Here is a 26,301-nt window from a genome sequence, read left to right as displayed (position 1 = left end):
TTTTTAACTCAAATTATCTTTGGAACAAATCAAAATACACCCAAATGTAACTTGGCTTAAAACGAAACAAATTAAGTTTTAGAGGATGAAGTTTTGGAGAAAAGTGGGTTTTTTCACAGCCTGACGTGTCGAGGGTTTTTGTTTTGGGCAAGGTTTCCACACTCAGGCTCACCGAAGATAAACTCTTTATAAATTGTCCAAAAAAATCAAAAAAAAGTTTGAATAATTAATCGTTCATATTTTAATTATATTTTGCTATTTGTAAATTTAGATAATCAATTAAAGAGAGGAAATACTTAAAGTGCATAATTTCATTCTTAAAGGTATAAAAAAACCGCAAGAGCTGTTTTTGCAATAATTTCATATTGTCTATTCACAAATGGGTAATTCAAATTTACCTTCTATAGAATTCTCTGTGGAAGTTGAAGCTGCCCTAACTTTTCCTACAACTAAGTCATCAGTAATAGATATAATCTCAACACGTATTCCTCCTGAAAGACTAATAAAGTCCGAAGAATCAGGATCATTAAAAGAGGCATAAACATTGGTAGTATGTACTCCAACTTCTCTTGGTGCAGTAACAGTAATAGGAAAATCAGAAAAACCTATTGTTTCACATCCTAAATCTTCTGCCGTTAAATAAAGTTCCACACTTTCAACTCCAAAAACCTCTTCAAAAAAACCCTTTCCTCCCCCAATAGTAAATGCATTCCCAAACAATTCACCGCTAACGGGATTGTTTGAAATACCTCCGTCATTTGGATTTTCATTGGAATCATCGGAACAAGAAAAGCTAACAAAAGCTAACAAAATAAAAATCGAAATCTTTTTCATTGTAATTAATTTTATGCCATACTTGGCTGTTAATAATAATAAATATGTGGGAAAATTACGGAATTGAAATTAATTAACAATGAGTAAAAACACCTTGTTTAGCAAAACTACCCGTCTGGGTAGTTAAAAAAGTATGATTTTTTTTGTTTGGTTTACTCATTAAATTACCCTGATATATAACCTTTTTAGAAAAAAAATAATTTAACTAAAATATCCAATTCATCAAACTCAATACTAATTTAATAATAGAATTGCCTCATTTATAAATAACAAAATTTCTTTCAAAATAATTATAGTGTATTTGATAGCTTCAGCAAATTGCTTCTCATATACTTTACTGCTAAATTAACTTTATGAACAATCGATTTAAAAGCAACTAACTCATTTTTTTAGCAAAAGAGCTTTATAAGATTCAAGAAAAGTAACTTTGCATGACCAAAAAAATATTATAGCATTGAAATATAAACTCAATGAAAAGCCTAATATTTTTTAACTTGATAAAAAATTGAATACTAGTCAAGTGGAAATTTATGTACTTTCCTCGGAGACCGTTTATTTGATAACTATAATGTTATAATTACTTTGCTAACAAGCAAAAGTTGATGTAAAATCTATCGGTTTCAATAGTATATTTATCGTAATATTCAACCAAAAAGATTAACTCAGGAGTAGTTTGACATTTTCAAACTTAATTATTTTTATCTAAAATTCATCTTATCAATTGATGAAATATTTAAAAAAACTACCTCGAATAATTCGGAGCTTCCTTCGTAATCGTCACATTATGCGGATGGCTTTCCCCTATTCCGCTAGCTGTAATTCGCACGAATCTGCCTGTTTCTTGTAAAGTTGGAATATCTTTCGCTCCACAATAACCCATTCCGGCACGAAGTCCGCCAATGAATTGTTGCATACTTTCGTTTAATTCACCTTTGTATGGAACTCGGCCCACAATTCCTTCCGGAACTAATTTCTTAACATCATCTTCCACATCTTGAAAATAGCGGTCCTTTGAACCTTCTTGCATCGCTTCCACCGAACCCATTCCGCGGTACGATTTGAATTTTCTTCCTTCAAAAATAATGGTTTCACCCGGCGATTCTTTTGTTCCGGCTAATAACGAACCTAACATCACACAATCGGCTCCGGCAGCAATCGCTTTCGGAATATCACCGGTGTAACGAATTCCGCCATCCGCAATTACCGGAACTCCGCTACCTTTTATGGCAGCTGCCACTTCCAACACCGCAGAAAACTGTGGAAATCCAACTCCGGCAACCACTCGTGTGGTACAAATGGAACCCGGTCCGATTCCAACTTTCACAGCATCGGCTCCGTTTTCTACTAAATATAATGCTGCTTCCGGGGTTGCGATATTTCCAACCACCACATCCAAATCAGGGAATTTGGCTTTTACTTGCTTTAAAACTGTTACAACACCTTGCGTATGTCCGTGAGCTGTATCGATTATAACCGCATCTACTCCGGCATTAACCAAAGCTGTGGCACGTTCTAACGCATCAGCCGTTACTCCAAGAGCAGCAGCCACACGCAAACGACCAAATTTATCTTTATTGGCAATTGGTTTTTGAGTCAGTTTTGTAATATCCCGAAAGGTAATTAACCCAACCAATTTATAGTTTTTATCAATCACCGGAAGTTTTTCAATTTTGTTTTGTTGCAAAATTCCTTCTGCTTGTTGCAAAGTTGTTCCTTCTTCAGCGGTGATTAGATTTTCAGCCGTCATCACTTCTAAAATCGAACGGGAATTTATCTTTTCAAAACGCAAATCACGATTCGTCACAATACCTTTTAAAATTCCATTTTCATCCACAACCGGAATTCCCCCAATGCTAAATTCACGCATCGCTACTTTTGCATCGCCAACCGTTGCTGTTAAAGGTAAAGTGACAGGATCCAAAATCATTCCGGCTTCTGCTCGTTTCACTTTTCGAACTTTAGCCGCTTGTTGCTCAATCGACATATTTTTATGCAAAACTCCGATTCCACCTTCTTGAGCCATCGCAATCGCCATCGAACTTTCGGTCACCGTATCCATTGCAGCAGAGGCAATTGGAACATTCAGCGTAATATTTCTGGAAAATTTAGATTGAATACTTACTTCGCGGGGTAAAACTTCAGAGTAGTTGGGAATCAGCAGAACATCATCGTAGGTTAATCCTTCACCGATGATTTTTGTTGTGTGTGCTTTCATGGTTGCAATTTGTAGTTAAATTGCGTGCAAATATACAAAATTTAACGATATAAACTACGTTGACCTATCGTATAAATTTCGAAGGTTTTTCTATCCGAACCAAAAAATAAGAAACCATACAATAATAGGACGCCAACTGAAAAAAAATATTGATGTAATTAAACAAATCAATGGGTTCGATAAAATGATAAAAGGAATAAAATACGTCTGAAATCACAATACACAAAGCCATAATCGAAAAATACAATGCCGCTTTTGAAGCCTCTGAAAAGAAATTAATCAAGGATATAACGGTAAGAATCAGCAACGTAAATCCGTAAAATAGAAAGATAATATAACGTTCTGTGGATTCCGGTTCAATTAAATCGATGATGGAAAATAAGACAAATAATAAGAAAATAACAATCAAAATTCCTAAAATGATATTGGAAACAGAAAGCTTTTGCGGAACTAAATCATCAATTCCGAATTTAATCAGAATGCAATAACTAATAAAAAAGCAGAGAATTATCCATAAAACATCAAAATCAGGATCGAGTAAAACCAAAATATCGCCCACAAAACAAGCTAACAATGAAACGGAAAACCACCAATTTATTCGTTTAAAGCGATGTTGCAAATAATAAAAATAAATCGCCGGAATTACGATTGGCTTCGCAAATAATTCTAATTCCTGTAAATCAAAAAGTACGGCAACCACCACCAATAAACTGGAAATGAAATACAAGTACAACGCCGGTTTTTGCTTATTCATCGACCAAATGTATAAAAACTTTTTGCAAGATTAGAAGCGATTCCGTCTTTCCGCTCCAATTTTGTTTGTTCCGGTTTGTTTTTCTAAAAAATCGGGAGAGCTTCCATTGGTCGCTTCCCGCTTTTAAGAAAAAACTAAACCGCAACGGCACAAAGATTTCCGCTGCAATACGGGCTAGGGAATTGTGCTGTTAAGGAATTATTCCTTAGACATTTCTATTTCCAAAGTAGAATTACACAATATTGCAAAACAGTATTTTATCTAGTTTTTGTATTTAATTTTTCTGTAAGTCCTATGATAAGGTCTTTTTATTCCATTTGGACTTATTACATTTTTAATTAATCTAATCCAATTTCCTTTTTCATCATATTCATAATCGATTTCGTGGATATAAGGTTCCTTTTTATCAGTCAAAATCCAGTACATTTTTGTTACATCTCCATTATCATTCGTTTCAATAACAAAATTTGAGTTTATATTCCCTTTTATTTCTTCTTCTAGTCGCCCTTGATAATTAAAATCCATTATAATAAATTGACTATTTGAATAATCATAATTGATATTTTGAAGTCTGGATTTATCAGTACCAACAATTGTATGCTCAATTAAAGTTGGATTGTTTATACTATCGTATGTTACTGTATATCTCATATAAATTTCACCCAAATCATTCATTTTTTCTTTTATTTTTTTTCTTTTGAGATATTCGTAATTGACTTTAGTTATATACCATTTCTCGCCTTCATATTTTAAGTTTCCAAAATACTTCAAAATGCGTTTATCTGAGTCTAATTGAATTATTTCGTCAGCAATAAATTCATTATCTCGATATTTTTTAACTAGCATTTCAAAATCAGATTTGAAAGTGTAAATGTTTTTTTCAATCCAAGTTTCGGAATTTGCCATAAAAATTGTGTCATTTACAACTACTTCTGAAGGATTTCCAAATTTCACATTATAATATGCCTTAGATGCAACTTTTTCCGCAATTTCAGAATAGAAAGTTGGTTCAGATTCCTGATTTTGAGAATATCCAAATAAGGTAATGAAAAGTAAAATTATGAATGATAGTTTGCCCATTTCTTAATTAGGTACAACGTGTCGTGGCTTTAAGAAGTTGGGGATTTGTAAGCCCGAAACTTTCTATTAAACACCGAAAATTAAAGGTACAAAATAAATTTTAAATTAAGCCTAAAACCCCAATTTCTTAAAACCGCTGTCAGCAGTGGTTTTTTCTTCTATGTAAATATAAGATTGTGGAGCACAAAATTCTTCAATAAAATCTTCTGGATCAATTTCTTTTTCGAATTTTACAACTTCATTAATTTTAATGGAAAAACCTTTTTCTACGTTTTTGTAATATTCAAAAAAATCTTTTTCAGATATTCCGCCGACATCTTTAAATTCATTCCATAAATTTATTGGCGTGTCTTCTACAATGTCTAATATAGTAAAATAACCAATCATCATTTTCTTTGGCATTGATGAATAAATAAAAATCTTTTCAACTTCTCGTTTGAAAATTTTTTTTCGAAATTCTACTTTTTTCGTTCCTGCAATTATTGCTTGTGCATAAATTGGTTTAATCGATAATATAACGCTTGTCAAAGTATCCTTCATTTTTCAACTCTTGATAATCGGTTTCCGATATTTTAGTAATAGTTTGTATTTTATTTTTGAAACTTTTCATTTCCTTTATTTTAGCTAATTTCACCTTCTTTTTTAAGTAAGTAATTAGTCTAAATGTAATAACGTTTAATTCATTTTTTTTATCTAATTTCTTTAATAAATCTTCTTGCGAAAATACAGTCTTTTTGCCCACCAAATTCCATAGATCATCAAAATCTTTTACTATTTGTATTGATTCAAGAATTCCTACTGGTTCAATTTCTTGATTCGTTTTTGAAGAATAGAAAAAAAGCAAATCTCCTTTTTTAAGGTTTTTAATTTTAGAATTTGATATGTAAGCTTTTATGATTGTATTACCTTGAATTTCATTAACACTATCAGGAGAAGTATCAAACAAAGTTGGAACACGAAGTTTGCCATCTTTGAAAAGCTTTTCATAATAATCTGGTCTTATTGGAATTGCAAACTTTGAAATTGTTTTGTTGTCAAAATAGAAAGGATGATTATTTATAGTGTTTTCAGTAGATAGTAATTTCTTTTTATTCAAACTTTTTATCATTTGAATTTCTAATAATCCTTGTTTATTCATAAATTCAACTTTATAGAAACCAAAGGTTTCTAATAGATTGATTAAATGGTTTTGTTTTTCGTAAACTGTTAGATATAAGAAATTCAATTTTTGGTTAATACAATATTCAAACATTTTGTGAAGAAATAATTCTCCAAGCTTAATTCCAAATGCTGTGTCAGAAACTTTGAAAGTACAGATTTTTAAAGCTTTTTCATAAATGTTTTCTAATTGATGTTCTTCAACAGTTTCTGAATTATAAATTAGTATTGCTTGTAATTCATCTTCAACTATTAAAGAATAACATTTTCTGTTTTTGCTAGCACATTTTGATAACCAAAGATTAAATTCTTTTACTCCATAATCGTCTCGTAAACTGTCAAAAAAGCTTGAATCAAATTTATCTTCAATTTCTCTTATGCTATGCTCCTTAAGAATTGGATGGCTTGGAATTTTTATCGTAAATTGTTCTTCAAGTAAAAATAAGATTTGTTCAATGTTTAGAACATTTTCTTGAACTCCAATTTTTTTTGCATTTTTATGAATTCCGTTATCTTGTGTTACAAAGACATCAACATAACCTTTGTATAATTGATAAAGTTGCTTGTTGTCAATTTCATCATTTATTTTTTTTGCTCCAATATGTGTTTGAAATTCTTCTGTTGGTTCAGTAAAATCTTTTAACTTTTCGTATTTGTCAAGTTTAGATTTAATTATTTCTTTTCGGTCTGAATTTTTGTCTCGACTTATATCGACAGGAATTGCTTTTGGATGATATAAAACTTTACAATTGTTGGTTATTGCTAATCTATAAAATTCAGAAAATTGTTTATTTACAACTATATTGTCTTCTAAATTTATTAGAATATTTGTATCGATTAGTATTCTCAATTTCTGTATATTTTTTCGTTTTTGTTCTTGTTTTCTTCGGGATTCTTTAAAATGACTGCTAACTAGTAAATATCATCAAATTTAAATAACATAATTAATTTATTCACAAATTAATAAAATTTTTCCTAAAAAAATATAACAAATCTAATTTTCTGTTTCCTTAGTTACTAATCATCCCCAAAAAATCCTCCTCACTAATAATTGCAATTTTTAATTGATTGGCTTTTTCCAATTTAGCCGGGCCCATATTTTCTCCGGCTACCACATAATCTGTTTTGGTAGAAATGGAACTTCCTACTTTTCCGCCATTATCTTCGATAGCTTTCTTTAAATCATCACGAGAAAATTTTTCAAAAACACCGGAAACTACAAACGTTTTTCCGGCAAATTTATCACTTACCTGTGTGTTTTTCTCCACTAATTCAAACTGAATTCCAACCGATTTTAAACGTTCGATGGTTATTCTGTTTTCGATATTTTCAAAAAACTCGATGACACTTTGGGCAATTTTATCACCAATTTCATCTACTAAAATCAAATCCATTAAACTGGCATTCGCAATAGCATCTATATTTTTATAATGTTTTGCTAACTTTTTTGCCACTGTTTCGCCTACATATCGAATTCCCAATGCATACAAAACCCGTTCAAACGGTACTTCCTTTGACTTTTCAATTCCGTTGATTAAATTCTCCGCACTTTTTTGAGCCATTCGTTCCAACGGAAGAATTTGTTCGATTTTTAAATCATATAAATCGGCATAATTTTTTACCAATCCATTTTGATAAAGCAATGCCACTGTTTCGCCACCCAACCCTTCAATGTCCATTGCTTTTCGGGTAATGTAGTGCTGAATGCGACCAACAATCTGTGGCGGACAACCATAAAAATTCGGACAATAATGATTGGCTTCGCCTTCTTTTCGCTCTAAAGCGGTTTGACATTCGGGACAATTGGTAATGTAAACCGTTGGAAACGATTCATTTCCTCGTTCGGCTACCGCAATAATTTTCGGAATAATTTCTCCTCCTTTTTCCACAAAAACTTTATCGCCAATGCGAATATCTAATTTTTGAATTTGGTCCGCATTATGCAACGAAGCTCTTTTGACAATTGTTCCTGCCAATTGAACCGGCTCTAAATTCGCCACCGGAGTAATCGCTCCCGTTCTTCCCACTTGATAGGAAATGGAATTTAATCGAGTGGAAACTTGCTCCGATTTGAATTTATAAGCCATTGCCCAACGTGGCGATTTGGCCGTATAACCCAATTCGTCTTGGTGTTGAAGACTGTTGACTTTGATTACAACTCCATCTGTTTCATAAGGCAAATCGTGTCGGTGAACATCCCAATAGGCGATGAATTCCAACACTTCTTGCATATTTTTGGCTAATTTGGCTTGATTTGGCACTTTAAAACCCCATTTTCGGGCTGTTTCCAAACCTTCAAATTGTGTTTTGAACGGAAGATTATTTCCCACAATAAAATACAACAAACAATCCAACGGACGTTTGGCGACTTCGGCACTGTTTTGTAATTTCAAACTTCCGGAAGCGGTATTTCTCGGGTTGGAATAAGGAGTTTCACCAATTTCAATCAATTCTTGATTCATTTTTTCAAAACCGGAAAAAGGTAAAATAATTTCACCACGAATATCAAATTTTGGCGGATAATTTCCTTTTAATTGCAGTGGAATGGAACGAATGGTTTTTACATTATTCGTCACCTCATCACCTTGAAAACCATCGCCACGTGTGACGGCTTTTTTCAATTTTCCATTTTCGTAAGTAATGCTGATGGAAGCTCCGTCGTATTTTAATTCACACGTATATTCCAAATCAACATTTCCTAACATTTTTTGAATTCGGTTTTCCCAATCCAACAAATCTTCGGTTGAATACGAATTATCCAATGAATACATTCGATGTTCGTGAGCAACGGTAGTAAAGTTTTTAGTGATGCTTCCTCCTACTCGTTGCGTTGGCGAATTTTCATCAAAAAACTCAGGATGTTGGGTTTCTAAATCTTGTAATTTTTTCAATAATTGATCAAATTCAAAATCGGAAATAGTGGGTTTATCCAACACATAATAGTTGTGGTTGTGTTGGTTGAGTTCTTCGCGAAGGGATTGAATTGTGGTCTGGATATCCATTTTTTTAAAGGTACTAAGGTTCTGAGGTACTTAGGTTCTAAGGTTTACTTTGCGTTTACAATATTATCAATTTGTTGGTACAGTTGTCCGTCACTTAAAATCGCTCCTTGTTGAATGATGTCAAAAATAGCAGCATTTCGTTCGTCTTGGTATTCTTTTCGACCAACGTGAATGTCGATTGCATCGGTGAACAAATTTTTCACCATCCATTCCAAACCTTGCGAAGTCATAAAATCGACTTCGGGTTCCAATGTTTTTAGAACAATGGATTTCACTTCTGTTTCCAAACAATGAAACATAAAAATATGGTTTTTAGAAAAATGTTCTAAATAATTGGTTTGAGCCAAAACACCTTCCCAAATTAAATCGGAGAAAACATCTAATTCTTGTTCGGCTATTTCAGGTTTATTGGTTTTTATTTCATCCCATTCTTTTTTATCAATGGATTGTGTGGCTAAAAAATTAGCAAATTCTTGATGAAGGGCTTCGAATTGTTCTTTGGTTAGTCTGGTGTATTTCATTTTTTCTCGCTGTTTGTTTTTTCTCGCAAAGACGCAGAGACGCAAATTTTTGATAACTTTAATTTTTTCTAATTCATTTTTGTTCATCGTCGAACTTTATTTCTCGCTGTTTGTTTTTTCTCGCAAAGACGCGGAGACGCAAAGTTTTAAAGTCACATATATTTTTGTTTTTCTTATTTAAAGACCATTTGCAATTCTTGTAATGCCGTTTTTAATTAATGGAATATTAAAATTAACTATTAAACCTAATTTACAATGTGTGATTTTTAAATAGGTCAAAAGTTGTTTTGGGGTAACTGTTGATAGTTGTTCGACTGATTTTAGTTCAACAATTACTTTTTCTTCTACAATTAAATCCGCTCTGAAACCAATATCCATCACCAATTCATCCCAATAAACCGGTAGTGTTTTTTGTCTTTCAACTTTTAACCCTAATTTCGTCAACTCATAAAATAAAATCTCTTCATAAACACTCTCTAACAAACCAGGACCAAGTTTTTTATGAATCTTGAAACATAAATCTACAATAATTGTGGCTATTTCATTTTCTGTCATATTTATTTTTTATTACTGGCAGTTTTTGTTTGTTTCTCACATTTTTTTGTTTCTCGCAAAGACGCAAAGACGCAAAATAAATATTGCAAATAAAATCTTTTTTTAAACTTGCAGTTATAATGTCAAAACTAACAAATAAAATCTCTTCGGCTTTAAAACTTTGCGGCTTTGCGACTTTGCAAGAAAAATAATATTCAACTTTGTACGAAACAAATTATTGATTATCTAATCAAATGTTGGCATCTCAAAAACTTTGCGTCTCTGCGTCTTTGCGTGAAACTTAATACTACGTTGTGAGAAACAAAATTTAACCGATAACATCTAACTTCGCAAACCGCAACAACAACTTCTTAATTCCACCCACATCAAATTTAATCTCGGCTTTTTTGTCTGCTCCTACTCCTTCAAGGTTTAACACTTGACCTTTACCGAATCGTTCGTGCATGACGATGTTACCCGGAACTAATCCTGAATCAAACAGATTATTTCCAGATGGTGCGTTGCCGGAAACGGGTTTTAGTTTTCTAATTGTTGACGAAGGCTCTTCACCATATCGTTTTGGTGGAGTACCGTTGGTTGGTTTGGCTAGACGCAATTTTGATTTGTCCACATCGCCAAAAATATCATTGTCAATCATTGGTTTGTAGCGATAACCGGTTTCTACCGCACTGATGTATTCCAGATATTGATCGTCAATTTCTTCAATAAATCGTGATGGTTCGCTGTCCATCAATTTACCCCATCGGTAACGGGATTGAGCATAAGTGAGATAAGCCTGATGTTCAGCTCGGGTTAATGCTACGTAGAATAAACGGCGTTCTTCTTCCAATTCGCTTCGTGTGTTTAAACTCATCGCACTCGGAAACAAATCTTCTTCCATTCCGACTATAAAAACGGTTGGAAATTCTAATCCTTTCGCTAAGTGAATGGTCATTAAAGCCACACGGTCATCATCGCCGGTGTCTTTGTCTAAATCGTTGGCCAAAGCTACATCTTCCAAAAATTCGGATAATGCTCCTCGTGCACCATCAATTTCCTTTTGTCCTTCAATGAAATCTTTGATACCGTTTAATAATTCTTCGATGTTTTCAATTCTTGCAATTCCTTCCGGAGTTCCGTCTTTTTTGAGTTCTTGCACTAAACCGGTTTTTTTGGTTACATGGTCGGCAAGAAAAAAAGCATCTTGATTTTCGTTGATGACTTGAAAACTTTTAATCATCATCACAAAATCCTCCAGTTTTTGTTTTGTTCCCGAATTGAGTTTTAAATCAATTTTATCAATATTCTCCATTACTTCAAAAATGGAACGCTTGTAATGATTGGCAGCCACTGTTAATTTTTCAACTGTGCTGTCACCAATTCCACGAGCTGGATAATTGATTACTCTAACTAATGCTTCTTCATCTTTTGGATTGATCACCAAACGCAAATAACACAACACATCTTTAATTTCTTTGCGTTGGTAAAAGGATAAACCGCCGTAAATTCGGTATGGAATGTCACGTTTTCGCAACGCATCTTCCATTGCTCGGGATTGAGCATTGGTTCGATACAAAATCGCGAATTCACCGTTTTTCATTTGGTTTCGCATTTTTTCATCAAAGATGGTGGAAGCTACGAATCGTCCTTCTTCTCCATCGGTAATACTGCGATTGACTTTTATTTTGGGTCCGTCTTGGTTGTGTGTCCAAACTACTTTGTCGAGTTTGGTTTTGTTTTTATCGATGATGGAATTGGCTGCTTCTACGATATTTTTGGTGGAACGGTAATTTTGTTCTAAGCGAAACATCTGAACATCAGCATAATCTTTTTGGAAATTCAGAATGTTGTTGATGTTGGCTCCACGAAAGGCATAAATACTTTGAGCATCATCACCCACCACGCAAATATTTTGAAAACGATCGGATAATGCCCGAACAATTAAATATTGTGAATGGTTGGTATCTTGGTACTCATCCACCAAAATATAGCGAAAACGGTCTTGGTATTTGGCCAACACATCCGGAAAACGGCTTAATAACTCATTGGTTTTAAGTAATAAATCATCGAAATCCATCGCTCCCGATTTGAAACAACGTTCCACATAATTATTATAAATTTCACCTAATCGTGGTTTTTTGCTCATCGCATCTTGCTCCATTAATTCCGGATTGTTGAAATAGGCTTTCACAGTGATTAATGAATTTTTATAGGATGAAATTCTGCTAAAAACTTGTTTTGGTTTGTAAATGTCTTTGTCGAGTTGCATTTCTTTGATGATGGCTCCGATAAGGCGAACACTATCTTGAGCATCATAAATGGTAAAATTGCTCGGATAACCCAATCTTTCCGCTTCAATACGAAGAATTTTAGCAAAAACCGAGTGAAATGTTCCCATCCAAAGGTTTTTGGCTTCGTTGCTACCCACGATATCGGAAATTCTTTTCTTCATTTCACGAGCCGCTTTGTTGGTAAATGTTAGCGACAAAATGTTGAACGCATCAACTCCAAGGCTCATTAAATAGGCAATTCGCATCGTGAGCACACGTGTTTTTCCAGAACCAGCACCGGCAATCACAATCATTGGTCCGTCTTTTTGTAGCACGGGTGCACGTTGAGCTTCGTTGAGTTGATTGATATATTCTTGTATCATAGTTTTTAGCAAAGTTCAAAAATAAGCTTACTTATGATTTATTACAATTAAAATTGTTATGAATTATCAACTAAAATTCTATTCGCTTTTAGCATTTATACCTGACAGGTTTTAAAAACCTGTCAGGTATAAAAAAATTAATACATAATTATCAACTAAAATTCTATTTTTGCAGTAAACGTTTTAAGATAACTAAAATTTGATTTAACCATATAAGGCATATAAGCATTTAAAACTTATATGACTTATATGAAAAAAAAAGATAAAGTAAGTTTGAATGTAGCTCCAAATTAAAAAACTAAAAAATATGGAATCAATTAGGTGGATTGAACTTTTATCGTATACTTTGCCGGCGATTATTACCGGAATTGTGGCTTATTCATTTTTTCATTTGCATCATAAAGGTCTGGAAGACAGGCGGAAACATTTGATGCGAAAGGCGTTGCAAAAGGAGTCGTTGCCGATTCGTTTGCAGGCGTATGAGCGAATGGTTTTGTATTTGGAAAGGATAAATCCGGCGAAATTGTTGATTCGTGTGGCACCGTATTCGGATGATAAAAATGCATATGAAAACCAACTTATTCAACACATTGAACAAGAATTTGAGCATAATTTGACACAACAAATTTATATTACGGAAGAATGCTGGACAGTGATTACGACGGCGAAAAATACGATTATTCAAACCATTCGAAAGTCGAATATGAGTGATCGTGTGGACAGTTCTCACAAATTGAGAGAGGTGATTTTGAGTGACTTATTAGACAAACAATCACCTAGTTATGTGGCTGTTAGCTATTTGAAACATGAGGTAATTCAGATGATGAGTTAGTTTTCGAGTAATCGTTTTAACTGATTTTGTTCGGCATAATTTAATGTCGGCAACATATCCTGAAAGTACTTTTTGTGTCGTTCCGTTTTGAGTAATTCTCTAATTTGATTGCGGGCAAAAAGTGTAAATTGCCATTTATGATGTGTGGTCGCGTTGACCAAATTTTGAAGAATATTTTGGTCGTTTGGATTCAAGTAAAGCAAGTTTGTTAAAGCATTTTGGCGGATTGAACTTTCGTATTTTGAGGAAGAATAATCTAATAACTCATCGTAAAATTTCACTTTGTTATTTACTTCGTAACCTTCTGAAATTAAGGCTGATGTGAGCCACAGAATTCGTAAATTTTTATCATTAAATCCGACCCAGTTTTTGGATAAATTGAGGTAATGTTCTTGTCGTTCTGGGAATAATTTCCACAACGTTCCAAGTGCAATTTCTTTGGTGATATAGGAATCATCGTTAAGCAAGGTTTCGTATTCCGACTGAAAATTGCGTGGAATTTCAATCATAATGCGAGAAACAGCTTGTCGAATTTTTATGTTTTTGGATGCTAATGCGAGGTCTAACAATTGTTCCTTTTCTTCAAATGGAATTTCTGCCAATTGATAAATGACTTCTTCTTTAATGGAATAAAAATCGTTGCTTTTTAAAATAGTTTCAAACAAGGCTGCCTTTTCAGCAAATGGTTTTGGTTGTAATTGAACCAAGTCTAAATACGATTTCATGAAGCTGTTTTTCTTAAGTAAATCGAGAGCTTGATTGACTTCAAAACCTGATTTTTCAAGCCAATTTTGTTGGAAATTTGCTGTGTCAAAATTGGAAACTGCGTTGACTTCTTTTAGGAAATTAGATGTATTGACGTTTTTAAAACCATATTTTTTCAAGTAATTCTTAACTGATTTTTGAAAGTTTTCAGCACCAATGTTTTCACGTAAATAATGCAAAGCCCAAGCTCCTTTTTGGTAAAATGTGAGCGAACTTGCTTTTTCATTCAGTAACGGAATTGAATCGGTTTTAGATGCTTGTTGCAAACGCTCGGCCATTTCATACAATTCCCACTGAAAATAATCGTCGCCAAAAAGTTCTTTTTCAGCCAACAAAGCATAGTAAGTGGCGAATCCTTCTTGCAACCAATGGTGTTTTCCGGTTTCGGCGGTGATGAGATTGCCAAACCATTGGTGGGCCAGTTCGTGTGCGTTGACGTTGATATAAGTTTTGTCATTAAAACCGATTTCATCCACCACAAAATCTTGCGAAAAAATGGTGGAAGTGGTGTTTTCCATACCGGAATACAAAAAATCACGAACGGGAACTTGGCGGTAAACATCCCATGGATACTTCACGCCTATTTCTTGTTCAAAAAAATCGAAAATTTGAGTGGTGTATTTGTACGTTGTTTCAAATTTAGTGGCATCTTTTTGATCTAAATAAAATTCTAAAGGTGTTCCTGATTTGGTTTTAGTGGTTTGTTTGGTGAATTTTCCAATTGCCATCATTACCAAATAGGAAGACATGGGTTTGGACATCTGATAGTTCCAATTTTTGATATTGCTATTGTCATTGTTATTGACATTTTTCAATTTTCCATTAGAAAGAACTTGAAATGATGAATCAAATTCAATAGATAAATTGAAAATAATTTTCTCATTTACATCATCAAAACTGGGCAACCAATGACTGGTATATTTTCCTTGTCCTTGTGTCCAAATTTGTAAATTTTCGCCTTCTCCAATAAAATAAAGCGTTTGTTTGGGAATGGCTTTATAATTAAAAGTAAGTGTGTTTTTTCCTTTTTTAAATCCTTCAAATAATTGTAGAGCTTTTTGAGAATTTTTAAAATTTACTGATTTTCCGTTGATTTTTAGGTTAGAAAATTCCATCCGGATAGCATCAATAGCAATTGTATCGATGGAAGATAAAACTTCAAATTCATATTTTACTTCTCCAGAAATTGCTTTTTCAATTGAATTTGGAATTAAAGTGGCGTGTACCGTTTTGAAATCAACTTTTTGAGATTGTTGAGCGAAGGAGATGGAGAAAAAAAGTAAAAAAAAGTATCGCATGAATCTTTTAAATGAAAAACAAAGATACACAGTTTCGTTTTGATGATTTAAAAGTTTAAGAAAATCAATATAAATTTAAAAATTCACCCAGTTAACCCCACAAAAAAAGCCCCAAGTTTCCTTGAAGCTTTGCATTTCTGGGTGAAAGACGGGTCTCGAACCCGCGACCTTCGGAACCACAATCCGACGCTCTAACCAACTGAGCTACAATCACCATTTGATTTTGCGAGTGCAAATATAGTGTAAACCTTTGATTTTGCAAAGATTTTTAAAATAATTTAAATTAAATCTTCTAAGCTATTGACAGCCAAATATCTTTCAACCGTAAATCCCTCAGCAAAGTCAGTTCCGATAAGTCTTCCTAAGTCTTGCGAACGGTATTTTATGCTGTCTAAAAAGTTTTTGGTAGCAATTGGCGTAACCATTTCATCAGAATTTGGATTATAAAATTGCGAATCATACGCCATAATTGCTTGTACTTTTTTATCCATAAATCCTGTAATATCCACCACAAAATCGGGTTTCAAATCTTTCCATTGTATGTAATGATAAACAACATTTGGTCGCCAAGCTTCTTGCTTTTCGCCATCTAAAACGGTTTCAATTCGCTTTAAACCGGATAAAAAACACGCATCGGAAACTAATTTTGCCCCTTTTCCGTGATCGATATGACGGTCGTCGACTGCATTGCAAATCACTATTTTCGGCCGGTATTTTCGAATCATTCTAATCACTTGCATTTGGTGTTCTTCATCATTTTTGAAAAAACCATCTCGCATTTTTAGGTTTTCACGAAACGAAATGCCTAAAATTTCAGAAGCTTTTGCACTTTCTTTATAGCGAATTTCAACAGAACCTCGTGTGCCTAATTCGCCTTCCGTTAAATCGATAATCCCGACTTTTCTTCCTAACGAAATTTCTTTGGCAATTGTTCCGGCACAACCTAATTCTACATCGTCAGGATGAGCACCAAATGCTAAAATATCTACTTGATTGTTCATTTATAAAATACTTTTCATGATTTGCGATTTATGTTCGGTTTCCAAAAATTCTTTTTCCGGGTTACTATCACCGGTGATTCCGCAACCGACATAAATGTTTATTTTATTTTCTTCCACTTCTAAACATCGTAAATTTACAAAAAGATTGCAAGATGCTTCTTCTTCATTCCATAAACCTAAATAACCGGCATAAAATTTTCGGTCGTAATCTTCATTTTCAGCAATAAACTGAACGGCTTTTTCTTTTGGAAAACCGCAAACTGCCGGCGTTGGATGCAAATTTTGAATGATATTTTTACTGTTTTCTATCGAATAAACTTCGCCTGAAATAGTGGTTTTTAAATGAACTAACGAACCGGCTTCCACCGAGAATGGTTCGTTAACTTTCAAAGAAAGTACTTCTTTATGCAAATTATCTAAAATATAATCCGTCACAATTTGCTGTTCATGAATTTCTTTGGCTGTCCAATTTTTAAAACTACTTTTTTGATGTGTTCCCGCTAATGAAACGGTTTCAAAATGATTGTTTTCCACTTTAATCAATTGTTCAGGTGTGGCTCCCATCCAACAACCAATTTGCGGATGATAAAATAATGAACGAAAAGCAGTTGGATAGCGATTGGCTAATCGTGAAAAAGTTTCAATCAAATCAACTTTCTTTTCCATTTCAATCTTCCTGGAAAGGACAACTTTTTCAAAATTGCCATTTTGAATTGAATTTACAGCTTTTTGAACAATATCTTCAAAATGCTTCTTTTCATTTTCTGAATAATTTATCAAAATTTCAGTCTGATTTGCAAAATCAAAATTAAATTCCTCTTTCAAAAAATCTGAACTCTCCAAAGGAATTACATATTTTTTATCATCATTAAATGATGCAAAAACAAATCCGCTTTCACTTTTAAAATTGTGAATAGAATCATTATGTTGAAATAAACCACAAAGTTTATTTTGATTCGGAAGAACATACAAAACAAAAGGTAATCCCTCCTCTATTTGCTTTTTTACTTTTGAAAAAACGGTCATTAGGAAGGATTATTTTTTGGCAAAACAATGTTGGACAATTTGCAAAGACAGATTAGTTTTCCTTCTTCATCTTCAATTTTAATTTCCCACAAATGAATGCTTCTTCCTTGATGAATGATTTTTGCAGTGGCAAAAACTGTTCCTTCTCGCTTACTTCGTAAATGGTTTGCTGAGATTTCTATGCCACGCACTTCTTGTTTTTCGGCATTCACAAACAACATCGAAGCGGCACTTCCTACACTTTCTGCCAATGCTACTGAAGCTCCGCCGTGCAATAATCCCATCGGTTGATGAATTCGGGAATTTACGGGCATTTTGGCTTTTAAAAAGTCTTCTCCTACATCAATGAACTCAATTTCAAGGGTTTCCATCAACGTATTTTTACTGAAATCATTACAATTTTGAAGAATTTTGGCTTTATCTAAAGTCATCTTAATCTATTTTTTGGTAAAAATAAAGATTTTTAGAAGTTGTATGAACTAAAATCCTCTTAAATTCGTTTACTAATTTGATTTTGCTATTTCAATTTAATGGTTAATTTTACCAAAAATCAGGCTCATGCGTAATTTACTTTTTCTATTTTTTATCATTTCTGCCATTTCCTTAACTTCTTGTAGAAATGATTTTGAATTTAAACCCAGTTCAGGCGGATTGGAATTTTCAAGAGACACTGTTTATTTTGACACTGTTTTTAGTAACATTGGATCAAGTACTTACACCTTGAAAGTCTATAACCGTTCCAATGAAGATATTAGCATTCCCTCCATCCGTTTAGGCAAAGGATTGGATTCTAAATACCGCATGACAGTTGATGGAATAGTTGGCAACAACCGTATTTTTGAAAATGTAGAAATGCTCGCCAAAGACAGCATGTATATTTTTATTGAAGTAACCGCAGATGTTGCTGCTGCAAATCCTACAGATTTTTTATATACAGATCAAATACTTTTCGGACAAGGAACTTCAGAGCAAAAAGTAGAATTAGTAACGTTAATTCAGGATGCCTATTTTCTTTATCCTCAACGTTTAGATAATGGGATGTATGAAAATATAAATATCGGAGGAAGACTTGAACGTGGTTTTGTTTTAGACGAAAACGACCCGATTAACGGAAATGAATATATTTGGAATAATTCAAAACCCTATGTCATTTATGGTTATGCAGCCGTTCCTGCCAACAAAACATTAGTTGTTGAAGCTGGGGCCAGAATTCATTTTCATGCGGAATCAAGTTTGATAATTGGTGACCAAGGTACTATAAAAGTCAATGGAGGAATTTCTAATAATTCTGATAATCCATTGGAAAGTCATGTCATTTTTCAAGGCGACAGATTAGAACCTTTATATGAAGATGTTCCTGGACAATGGGGAGCAATATGGCTGACAGAAGGAAGTAAGAACAATGAATTTACAAATTGTATTATTAAAAACGGTGTAGTTGGACTTTTAATCGACGGAAACACCGGTTTAAATAATCCTGAAGCTGATGTTAAGTTGAAGAACGTACAAATTTACGATCATTCTAATTTTGGAATTTTAGCCAGAACAGCTTACATTAAAGCTGAAAATGTAGTGATAAATAGTGCCGGACAATTTGCTTTGGCTTGTTCTTATGGTGGAAAATATAATTTTAATCACTCTACTTTTAATAATAATTGGGCAAGTTCGAGACAACTTTCTGTTTATTTGAACAATTATATTGAAGGAGCTGATCCTGAAGTGCAACCAATGGAAGAGGCTACTTTTACCAATTGTATTATTTATGGTTCAAACCAAATTCAAATGTTAATTGATAAAGTAGACCATCCTATATTCAATTATAAATTCGATCATTGTTTGATTAAGTTCAATAATATTAATAATGTTTATACGAATAACGAACTTTATCAATTTGCAACTGATACCGCACATTATGTAAACTGTATCATCGCTACAAATAATTCAGTAGCGAATCCTAAATTTTTGAATGTGATTAAAAACAAATTGATTATTGGTGTTGATTCTGCTGCAAAAGGACAGGCCAATCCTCTTTTTGCTCAAGGCACGTTTGATATTTCTGGAATTCAACGACTTAACCCTTATGATATGGGAGCTTATAATTATTCAATTTTTGAAGAAGATTAAACAATTTTTCATAATTTTACAAGACAAACCTAACAAAACAGTAAAATTATGAAACTAAAATTTTTATCATTAATTGCGATTATTTCGCTTGTTTCTTGTGGGAAAAAAGAAGAAACAAAAACGGACAATGCTACTGTTACCGATACCGTTAAAGTTGAAGAAACAGCCGTTACTATTCCTGATTCTGCTACCATTGCAAAAGCTTGGGAAGATTACATGGCACCGGGAGAGCAACACAAAATGTTGATATTAGACAGTGGAACATGGAACGAAGAAATGACCATGTGGATGAAGCCGGGTGCAGAACCTACTAAAAACACAATGACAGCAGAAACTAAAATGATTTATGGTGATCGCTATCAAGAAACTATCCATAAAGGTGATTTTATGGGAATGCCTTTTGAAGGTAAAAGTACATTAGCCTTTAACAAAGCCTCTCAAGAATATACCTCAACATGGATTGATAATATGAGTACCGGAATTATGGTTATTATGGGAAAATATGATGAAGCAACTAAAACTATCAATTTTTCAGGAACTACAGTCGACCCAGTTACCAAGAAAGAAAAACCAATTCGTGAAACCTATACTATTGTAGATGAAAATACCCGTAAAATGGAAATGTTTGACGTTGATTATACCGGAAAAGAATTCAAAAGCATGGAAATCATCATGACTAGAAAAAAATAAATTTTGATAACTAAATTTTAAAAAGACTGTCTAACCAACAGTCTTTTTTTGTTCACAACTTCGTGAATAAATATACTTTGAAACTACTAATTTTCGACGTAAATTTGCACCTACAACAACACAAATATTTTTTATATGATTCATTTCTTCGGAAACGAAAGTACTAACGTTTTTGCCGTTCAGTCGCAAAACGAACTTTTGGCTCAAGATATCGCAAAATTAAATTGGCTTTTTGGCAATACTCAAAAAATAGAAAAATCCGTGTTAGCGGATTTTTTTGTTGGACCGCGTGCCGCTATGATTACACCTTGGAGTACGAATGCCGTTGAAATCACTCAAAACATGGGCATAGAAGGGATCATTCGCATTGAAGAGTTTCATAAAGTAGAAAGTAGTCATTCCGATTTTGATCCGATGCTGTTTCAAAAATATACTGAATTACATCAGGAAATTTTCACCATCAACATTCAACCGGAATCTATCAAAGAAATTGAAGATATTGCGGCATACAACAAACAAGAAGGGTTGGCTTTGAGTGATGAGGAAGTTAATTATTTGAATACGTTAGCCATAAAACTGAAACGCAATCTAACAGATTCTGAAGTTTTTGGTTTCTCTCAAGTGAATTCAGAACATTGTCGTCATAAAATTTTCAACGGAACGTTTGTGATTGATGGTGAGGAAAAACCGTCCTCACTTTTCAAATTAATTAAGAAAACATCTGCAGAAAATCCTAACGATATTGTTTCAGCTTACAAAGATAATGTGGCGTTCATCAAAGGACCAAAAGTGGAACAATTTGCTCCAAAAAGTGCCGATAAACCTGATTTTTATCAAACGAAAGAATTTGATTCGGTTATTTCCTTAAAAGCTGAAACGCATAATTTCCCTACAACTGTTGAGCCTTTCAACGGTGCAGCAACCGGTTCGGGTGGAGAAATCAGAGACCGACTTGCCGGTGGACAAGGTTCACTTCCGTTAGCCGGAACTGCGGTTTACATGACTTCATATTCTCGCTTGGAAGAAACTCGTCCTTGGGAAAATGCCATGGAAGAACGTAAATGGTTGTATCAAACTCCAATGGATATTTTAATCAAAGCTTCTAATGGTGCTTCAGATTTTGGTAATAAATTCGGGCAACCATTAATTACTGGTTCAGTTTTGACTTTTGAACACGAAGAAGATGCCCGAAAATTAGGTTTTGACAAGGTGATTATGCTTGCTGGCGGAATTGGTTACGGAAAAGCAGACCAAGCTCAAAAACAAGAACCAAAAGTTGGCGATAAAATTGTGATTTTAGGTGGAGAAAATTACAGAATCGGAATGGGTGGAGCCGCCGTTTCCTCAGCAGATACAGGAGCTTTCGGTTCTGGAATCGAATTAAATGCTATTCAACGCTCCAACCCTGAAATGCAAAAAAGAGCGGCCAATGCCATTCGTGGTTTGGTGGAAAGTGATGAAAATCCGATTGTTTCCATTCATGATCACGGTGCGGGTGGACACTTAAACTGTTTATCGGAATTGGTTGAAGCAACCGGTGGATTAATCGATTTGGATAAATTGCCTGTGGGCGATCCTACCCTATCTGCAAAAGAAATCATCGGTAACGAAAGTCAGGAACGAATGGGATTGGTTATTGGTCAAAAAGACATTGAAACCTTGAAACGCATAGCCGACAGAGAACGTTCACCTATGTATCAAGTGGGTGATGTGACCGGAGATCATCGATTTACATTTGAATCTAAAACTACGGGAGCTAAACCTATGGATTTTGAATTGGCCGATATGTTCGGAAGTTCTCCTAAAATGATTATGAAAGATGTTTCGGTTGAAAGGAATTTTAGCGAAATCAATTATAAAGAAGACGACTTTGAAACGTATTTAGAACAAGTTTTACAGTTAGAAGCTGTAGCTTGTAAAGATTGGTTAACCAATAAAGTCGATCGTTGTGTTGGTGGAAAAGTAGCCAAACAACAATGTGCCGGACCATTACAATTGCCTTTGAACAATGTCGGTGTAATGGCGTTGGATTATAAAGGAAAAGAAGGAATTGCCACTTCCATTGGTCACTCTCCTATTTCTGCTTTAATCGATCCGAAAGCCGGAAGTCGAAATGCGATTGGTGAAGCCTTATCCAACATTGTTTTTGCTCCGCTTAAAGATGGTTTAAAAAGTGTTTCACTTTCTGCCAATTGGATGTGGGCTTGTAAAAATGAAGGCGAAGATGCTCGTTTATATGAAGCAGTTGAAGCCTGTTCAGAATTTGCTATCGAATTAGGAATCAACATTCCAACCGGAAAAGATTCTCTTTCCATGAAGCAAAAATATGCGGATACCGAGGTCATTGCTCCGGGAACGGTGATTATTTCTGCTGCCGGAAATTGTAATGAAATTACTAAAGTAGTTGAACCTGTTTTTCAAAAAAATGCCGGTTCGATTTACTATATCAATTTATCACAAGATGAATTTAAGTTAGGTGGCTCTTCTTTTGCTCAAATTAGAAATGCAATTGGAAAAGAAACACCAACTATCAAAAATGCTGCTTTTTTCAAAAAAACATTCAATGCGATTCAGGAATTAATCAAAAACGATGAAATTGCAGCCGGTCACGATATTGGAAGTGGTGGATTGATTACCACGTTATTAGAAATGTGCTTTGCGGATAATCACTTGGGGGCGAAACTTGATTTTGACTCATTTGAAGAAAAAGATGTATTGAAGATTTTATTCTCTGAAAATATCGGAATTGTGCTTCAAGCGAATGATGATAACGTTTTTGAATCATTTTTGAAAGAAGAAAATATCACTTTCCATAAATTAGGAATTGTTACCGCTTCGAATAATTTAGCAATAGGAAACTACTCGTTAGACATAGAAAAATACAGAGATACTTGGTTTAAAACTTCCTATTTATTAGACCAAAAACAAACCAAAAATGGTAAGGCGGCTGCTCGCTTTGTGAATTACAAAAATCAACCTTTGCAGTTTCAATTTCCATCTCATTTTAAGGGTAAAAAACCGGAGATTGATGCATCAAAACCAAGACCAAAAGCAGCCATTATACGTGAAAAAGGAAGTAATTCGGAACGCGAAATGGCTAATGCCATGTATTTAGCCGGATTTGATGTAAAAGATGTGCACATGACCGATTTGATTTCGGGTCGTGAAAACTTAGAAGACATTCAGTTTATTGGTGCGGTGGGCGGATTTTCAAATTCAGATGTGTTGGGTTCTGCCAAAGGTTGGGCTGGTGCCTTTTTATACAACGAAAAAGCTAAAACAGCGTTGGATAATTTCTTCAAAAGAGAAGACACCTTATCCGTTGGAATTTGTAATGGATGTCAGTTGTTTATGGAATTAGAAGTCATCAATCCTGAACATGAAATTCACGGAAAAATGCACCATAACGACAGTCAGAAACACGAAAGTGGATTTACTTCTGTTAAAATCCAAGAAAATAATTCGGTGATGCTTTCTACATTGGCAGGTTCAGCTTTAGGCGTTTGGATTTCGCATGGCGAAGGAAAATTCAAGTTGCCCTATGAAGAAAGTCAGTATAATATTGTAGCAAAATATGGTTACGAAAATTATCCTGCCAATCCAAATGGTTCTGATTTTAATACAGCGATGCTATGCGACAAAACCGGTCGTCATTTGGTGATGATGCCGCACATTGAACGTTCCACTTTTCCATGGAATTGGGCACATTATCCAAAAGACCGAAACGATGAAGTTTCGCCTTGGTTAGAAGCGTTTGTGAATGCTAAAAATTGGTTAAGCAAACATTAAGAAACCATTAAGCTAAAATTAATCGATTAGTGATTTTACAAAAGTAGATTTGACTTTTGTAAAACATCTAATGAAAAATTTATCCTATTTAAAACCTCTATTACTATTTTTCTGCTTAGGGCTATTAATTACTTCTTTAAGCAGATTTTTTTTATTCATTTATTTTTTTGACAGGGTTTCCGAAACTAAAGATTATTGGTATATTTTTCCGATAGGATTGCGGTTTGATGTCATTCTTCTTAGTTATATTGCATTTTTGCCGTTTGTATTATTGACAATCATTCCTGAAAAATTTTTGAACTATATTCAAAAACCAATTTCATTTTATTTTCTATTTTTTTTGTTTCTAATTTTATTAACCGAGATAACTTCTGTTAATTTTATAAATCAATATGACACTAGACCAAACAGAATTTATATCGATTACTTAATTTATCCAAAAGAAGTATTTGGAACACTTTTAAAAAGTTACTTTCAATCGCTCATATTTACCATTTTTTGTCTATTAATCGGTGTCTACTTTGGAATCAAAAAAAGCAAACAACTTTTTAAAATTGAACCAAAACCATTAAAAATGAGATTGATTTTGATGCCGATTATCTTATTCCTTTTGATTTTTGGGGCTAGGTCAAGTTTAACATCAAAACGACCTATAAATGCAAGTAATGCTATTTTTTCGACAGACCAAATGACTAATTCATTGGGATTAAATTCTTTATACACACTAGGTTTTGCAATTTACTCAATTAAAAATGAAACAGATATTTCTAAGTTATATGGAAAAATGGATATTGAAGAAGCTAATAACAGGGTTAAAAAATACATGACTACAAAAAAAAGCGAATTTACATTTGACAGTATTCCTTTTTTGCATCAAAACAAATCAGATAGTATTTCCAACAAAAAATATAATGTCGTTATTATTTTAGAAGAAAGCCTAGGAGCCGAATTTGTAGGCTCTTTGGGTGGATTACCCTTAACACCCGAATTCGATAAACTCACTAGTGAAGGATTACTTTATACAAATTTATATTGTACCGGTACTAGAAGTGTTCGAGGTATTGAAGCCATTATTTCGGGATTTCTTCCAAGTTCTTCCGAAAGTGTTGTAAAAATGAGTAATTCACAAGAACATTTTTTTACATTGGCATCTGTGTACAAAAAGGAGGGTTATAATACTAGTTTTATTTATGGTGGGATGGCTAACTTTGACAATATGGCTTCCTTTTTCAATGGAAACGGCTTTGAAAATATAATTGATGAAACAGATTTTGACCAAGACAACCAAAACTATTCATTAAAAGGAACCTGGGGATATTGTGATGAAGATTTAGTAACCAAAGCAAATCAATATTTTAAATCGTTAGATAACAAACCTTTTTTTTCTTTACTTTTTTCTACTTCAAACCATGAACCTTTTGAATATCCTGACGGAAGAATAGTAGCCTATGAAAAAAAGAAAAATACTCTGAATAATGCAATAAAATATGCAGATTTTAGCATTGGTAAGTTTTTTGATTTAGCTAAAAAAGAAGCCTTTTATAAAAATACTATATTTGTGATTATTGCAGATCACAACACCAGAACCTACGGCAAGTATTTAGTCCCCATTAAAAAATTCAGAATTCCTGCTTTAATTATTGGTCCAAATGTGCCACGAGGAATGATTTTTAATTTGCAATCCAGTCAAATTGATATCGCACCAACTCTATTAAGTTACAGTGGTGTAATAACAGAAACTCCGATGATAGGCAGAAGTATTTTCGAAATTAACTCTAAAACAAAAGGAAGAAGTATCATGCAATTCCATGATAATTTCGCATTTCGAGTGGAGAACGATATTGTTATTCTACAACCTAAATCAAAACCATTACAATTTAAAGTAATAAACGATAGTATTCTTAAACCATCAAAATTAAATATAGAACTTTCCAAAGATGAATTGGCTCATCTAATAGTTGCACAGAATCTCTATAAAACCAGAACTTATAAGATGAGAAAAAATTAAATAATTGTTTAATGTCA

General features: G+C 33.6%; 19 protein-coding genes and 1 tRNA gene. 5 read left to right on the top strand and 15 right to left on the bottom strand.

The window, feature by feature from the left end; all coding sequences use genetic code 11:
- Window positions 1-369 precede the first annotated feature (369 nt).
- The 10 genes from ACIQ0M_RS00605 to ACIQ0M_RS00560 form a co-directional block, all read right to left on the bottom strand.
- Window positions 370-834 carry a hypothetical protein gene (locus ACIQ0M_RS00605; RefSeq protein WP_396148669.1) on the bottom strand — a complete coding sequence of 155 codons (465 nt, stop codon included), beginning with the start codon at window positions 832-834 and terminating at the stop codon, window positions 370-372.
- A gap of 742 nt (window positions 835-1,576) precedes the next feature.
- Window positions 1,577-3,049, bottom strand: coding sequence for an IMP dehydrogenase (gene guaB / locus ACIQ0M_RS00600; protein WP_396148668.1), 1,473 nt, complete (start codon window positions 3,047-3,049; stop codon window positions 1,577-1,579).
- Window positions 3,050-3,113: 64 nt separating this feature from the next.
- Window positions 3,114-3,803: a lysoplasmalogenase family protein gene (locus ACIQ0M_RS00595; protein WP_396148666.1), complete on the bottom strand. Its 690-nt coding sequence runs from the start codon at window positions 3,801-3,803 to the stop codon at window positions 3,114-3,116.
- A gap of 261 nt (window positions 3,804-4,064) precedes the next feature.
- Entirely contained in the window at window positions 4,065-4,883 is an 819-nt protein-coding gene (locus ACIQ0M_RS00590; protein WP_396148665.1) for a hypothetical protein, read from the bottom strand.
- Window positions 4,884-4,994: 111 nt separating this feature from the next.
- The gene (locus tag ACIQ0M_RS00585) at window positions 4,995-5,423 is read right to left on the bottom strand and encodes an ASCH domain-containing protein (RefSeq protein WP_396148664.1); all 429 of its coding nucleotides are present in this window, start codon (window positions 5,421-5,423) and stop codon (window positions 4,995-4,997) included.
- Window positions 5,386-6,891 carry an EVE domain-containing protein gene (locus ACIQ0M_RS00580; RefSeq protein WP_396148663.1) on the bottom strand — a complete coding sequence of 502 codons (1,506 nt, stop codon included), beginning with the start codon at window positions 6,889-6,891 and terminating at the stop codon, window positions 5,386-5,388. Before ACIQ0M_RS00580 ends, ACIQ0M_RS00585 begins: the two co-directional genes overlap by 38 nt.
- A gap of 160 nt (window positions 6,892-7,051) precedes the next feature.
- Window positions 7,052-9,043 carry an NAD-dependent DNA ligase LigA gene (gene ligA, locus ACIQ0M_RS00575; protein WP_396148661.1) on the bottom strand — a complete coding sequence of 664 codons (1,992 nt, stop codon included), beginning with the start codon at window positions 9,041-9,043 and terminating at the stop codon, window positions 7,052-7,054.
- A 44-nt stretch (window positions 9,044-9,087) separates the two neighbouring features.
- Entirely contained in the window at window positions 9,088-9,564 is a 477-nt protein-coding gene (locus tag ACIQ0M_RS00570; RefSeq protein WP_396148659.1) for a DUF6495 family protein, read from the bottom strand.
- A gap of 177 nt (window positions 9,565-9,741) precedes the next feature.
- The gene (locus tag ACIQ0M_RS00565; protein WP_396148657.1) at window positions 9,742-10,119 is read right to left on the bottom strand and encodes a GxxExxY protein; all 378 of its coding nucleotides are present in this window, start codon (window positions 10,117-10,119) and stop codon (window positions 9,742-9,744) included.
- 307 nt (window positions 10,120-10,426) lie between these two features.
- Window positions 10,427-12,751, bottom strand: a complete 2,325-nt coding sequence (locus ACIQ0M_RS00560; RefSeq protein ID WP_396148655.1) for an ATP-dependent helicase — start codon at window positions 12,749-12,751, stop codon at window positions 10,427-10,429.
- Between the two features lie 307 nt (window positions 12,752-13,058).
- On the opposite strand from ACIQ0M_RS00560, the gene ACIQ0M_RS00555 reads away from it, so the two are divergent.
- The gene (locus tag ACIQ0M_RS00555) at window positions 13,059-13,583 is read left to right on the top strand and encodes a hypothetical protein (RefSeq protein ID WP_396148653.1); all 525 of its coding nucleotides are present in this window, start codon (window positions 13,059-13,061) and stop codon (window positions 13,581-13,583) included.
- On the opposite strand, the gene ACIQ0M_RS00550 is transcribed toward ACIQ0M_RS00555, so the two are convergent.
- The 5 genes from ACIQ0M_RS00550 to ACIQ0M_RS00530 form a co-directional block, all read right to left on the bottom strand.
- Window positions 13,580-15,646 (bottom strand): M1 family metallopeptidase, encoded by a 2,067-nt coding sequence (locus ACIQ0M_RS00550; protein ID WP_396148651.1) that lies wholly within the window; start codon window positions 15,644-15,646, stop codon window positions 13,580-13,582. The two genes, ACIQ0M_RS00555 and ACIQ0M_RS00550, sit on opposite strands and share 4 nt — an antisense overlap.
- A 139-nt stretch (window positions 15,647-15,785) precedes the next feature.
- A tRNA-His gene (locus tag ACIQ0M_RS00545) sits at window positions 15,786-15,861 on the bottom strand.
- A 63-nt stretch (window positions 15,862-15,924) separates the two neighbouring features.
- Window positions 15,925-16,647 (bottom strand): bacillithiol biosynthesis deacetylase BshB1, encoded by a 723-nt coding sequence (bshB1, locus tag ACIQ0M_RS00540; protein WP_396148649.1) that lies wholly within the window; start codon window positions 16,645-16,647, stop codon window positions 15,925-15,927.
- Window positions 16,648-17,673, bottom strand: coding sequence for a chorismate-binding protein (locus ACIQ0M_RS00535; RefSeq protein WP_396148647.1), 1,026 nt, complete (start codon window positions 17,671-17,673; stop codon window positions 16,648-16,650). It lies immediately after the preceding gene.
- On the bottom strand, window positions 17,673-18,104 hold the full coding sequence (locus tag ACIQ0M_RS00530; protein WP_396148645.1) for a hotdog fold thioesterase: 432 nt from the start codon (window positions 18,102-18,104) through the stop codon (window positions 17,673-17,675). The genes ACIQ0M_RS00535 and ACIQ0M_RS00530 overlap by 1 nt, the downstream gene beginning before the upstream one ends.
- 127 nt (window positions 18,105-18,231) lie before the next feature.
- On the opposite strand from ACIQ0M_RS00530, the gene ACIQ0M_RS00525 reads away from it, so the two are divergent.
- The 4 genes from ACIQ0M_RS00525 to ACIQ0M_RS00510 all read left to right on the top strand — a co-directional run bounded on the left by ACIQ0M_RS00525 (window position 18,232) and on the right by ACIQ0M_RS00510 (window position 26,284).
- The gene (locus tag ACIQ0M_RS00525; RefSeq protein WP_396148643.1) at window positions 18,232-19,797 is read left to right on the top strand and encodes a hypothetical protein; all 1,566 of its coding nucleotides are present in this window, start codon (window positions 18,232-18,234) and stop codon (window positions 19,795-19,797) included.
- Between the two features lie 48 nt (window positions 19,798-19,845).
- A complete protein-coding gene (locus tag ACIQ0M_RS00520) occupies window positions 19,846-20,487 on the top strand; it encodes a DUF1579 domain-containing protein (protein WP_396148641.1) in 642 nt (213 codons plus the stop codon).
- Window positions 20,488-20,622: 135 nt separating this feature from the next.
- On the top strand, window positions 20,623-24,276 hold the full coding sequence (gene purL, locus ACIQ0M_RS00515; RefSeq protein ID WP_396148639.1) for a phosphoribosylformylglycinamidine synthase: 3,654 nt from the start codon (window positions 20,623-20,625) through the stop codon (window positions 24,274-24,276).
- Between the two features lie 574 nt (window positions 24,277-24,850).
- Window positions 24,851-26,284 carry an LTA synthase family protein gene (locus ACIQ0M_RS00510; RefSeq protein WP_396148637.1) on the top strand — a complete coding sequence of 478 codons (1,434 nt, stop codon included), beginning with the start codon at window positions 24,851-24,853 and terminating at the stop codon, window positions 26,282-26,284.
- The last annotated feature ends 17 nt before the right edge of the window (window positions 26,285-26,301 follow it).

Source organism: Flavobacterium sp. (assembly GCF_044339515.1).
Lineage (GTDB): Bacteria > Bacteroidota > Bacteroidia > Flavobacteriales > Flavobacteriaceae > Flavobacterium.
This window is presented reverse-complemented; position numbering and strand designations above follow the sequence as displayed.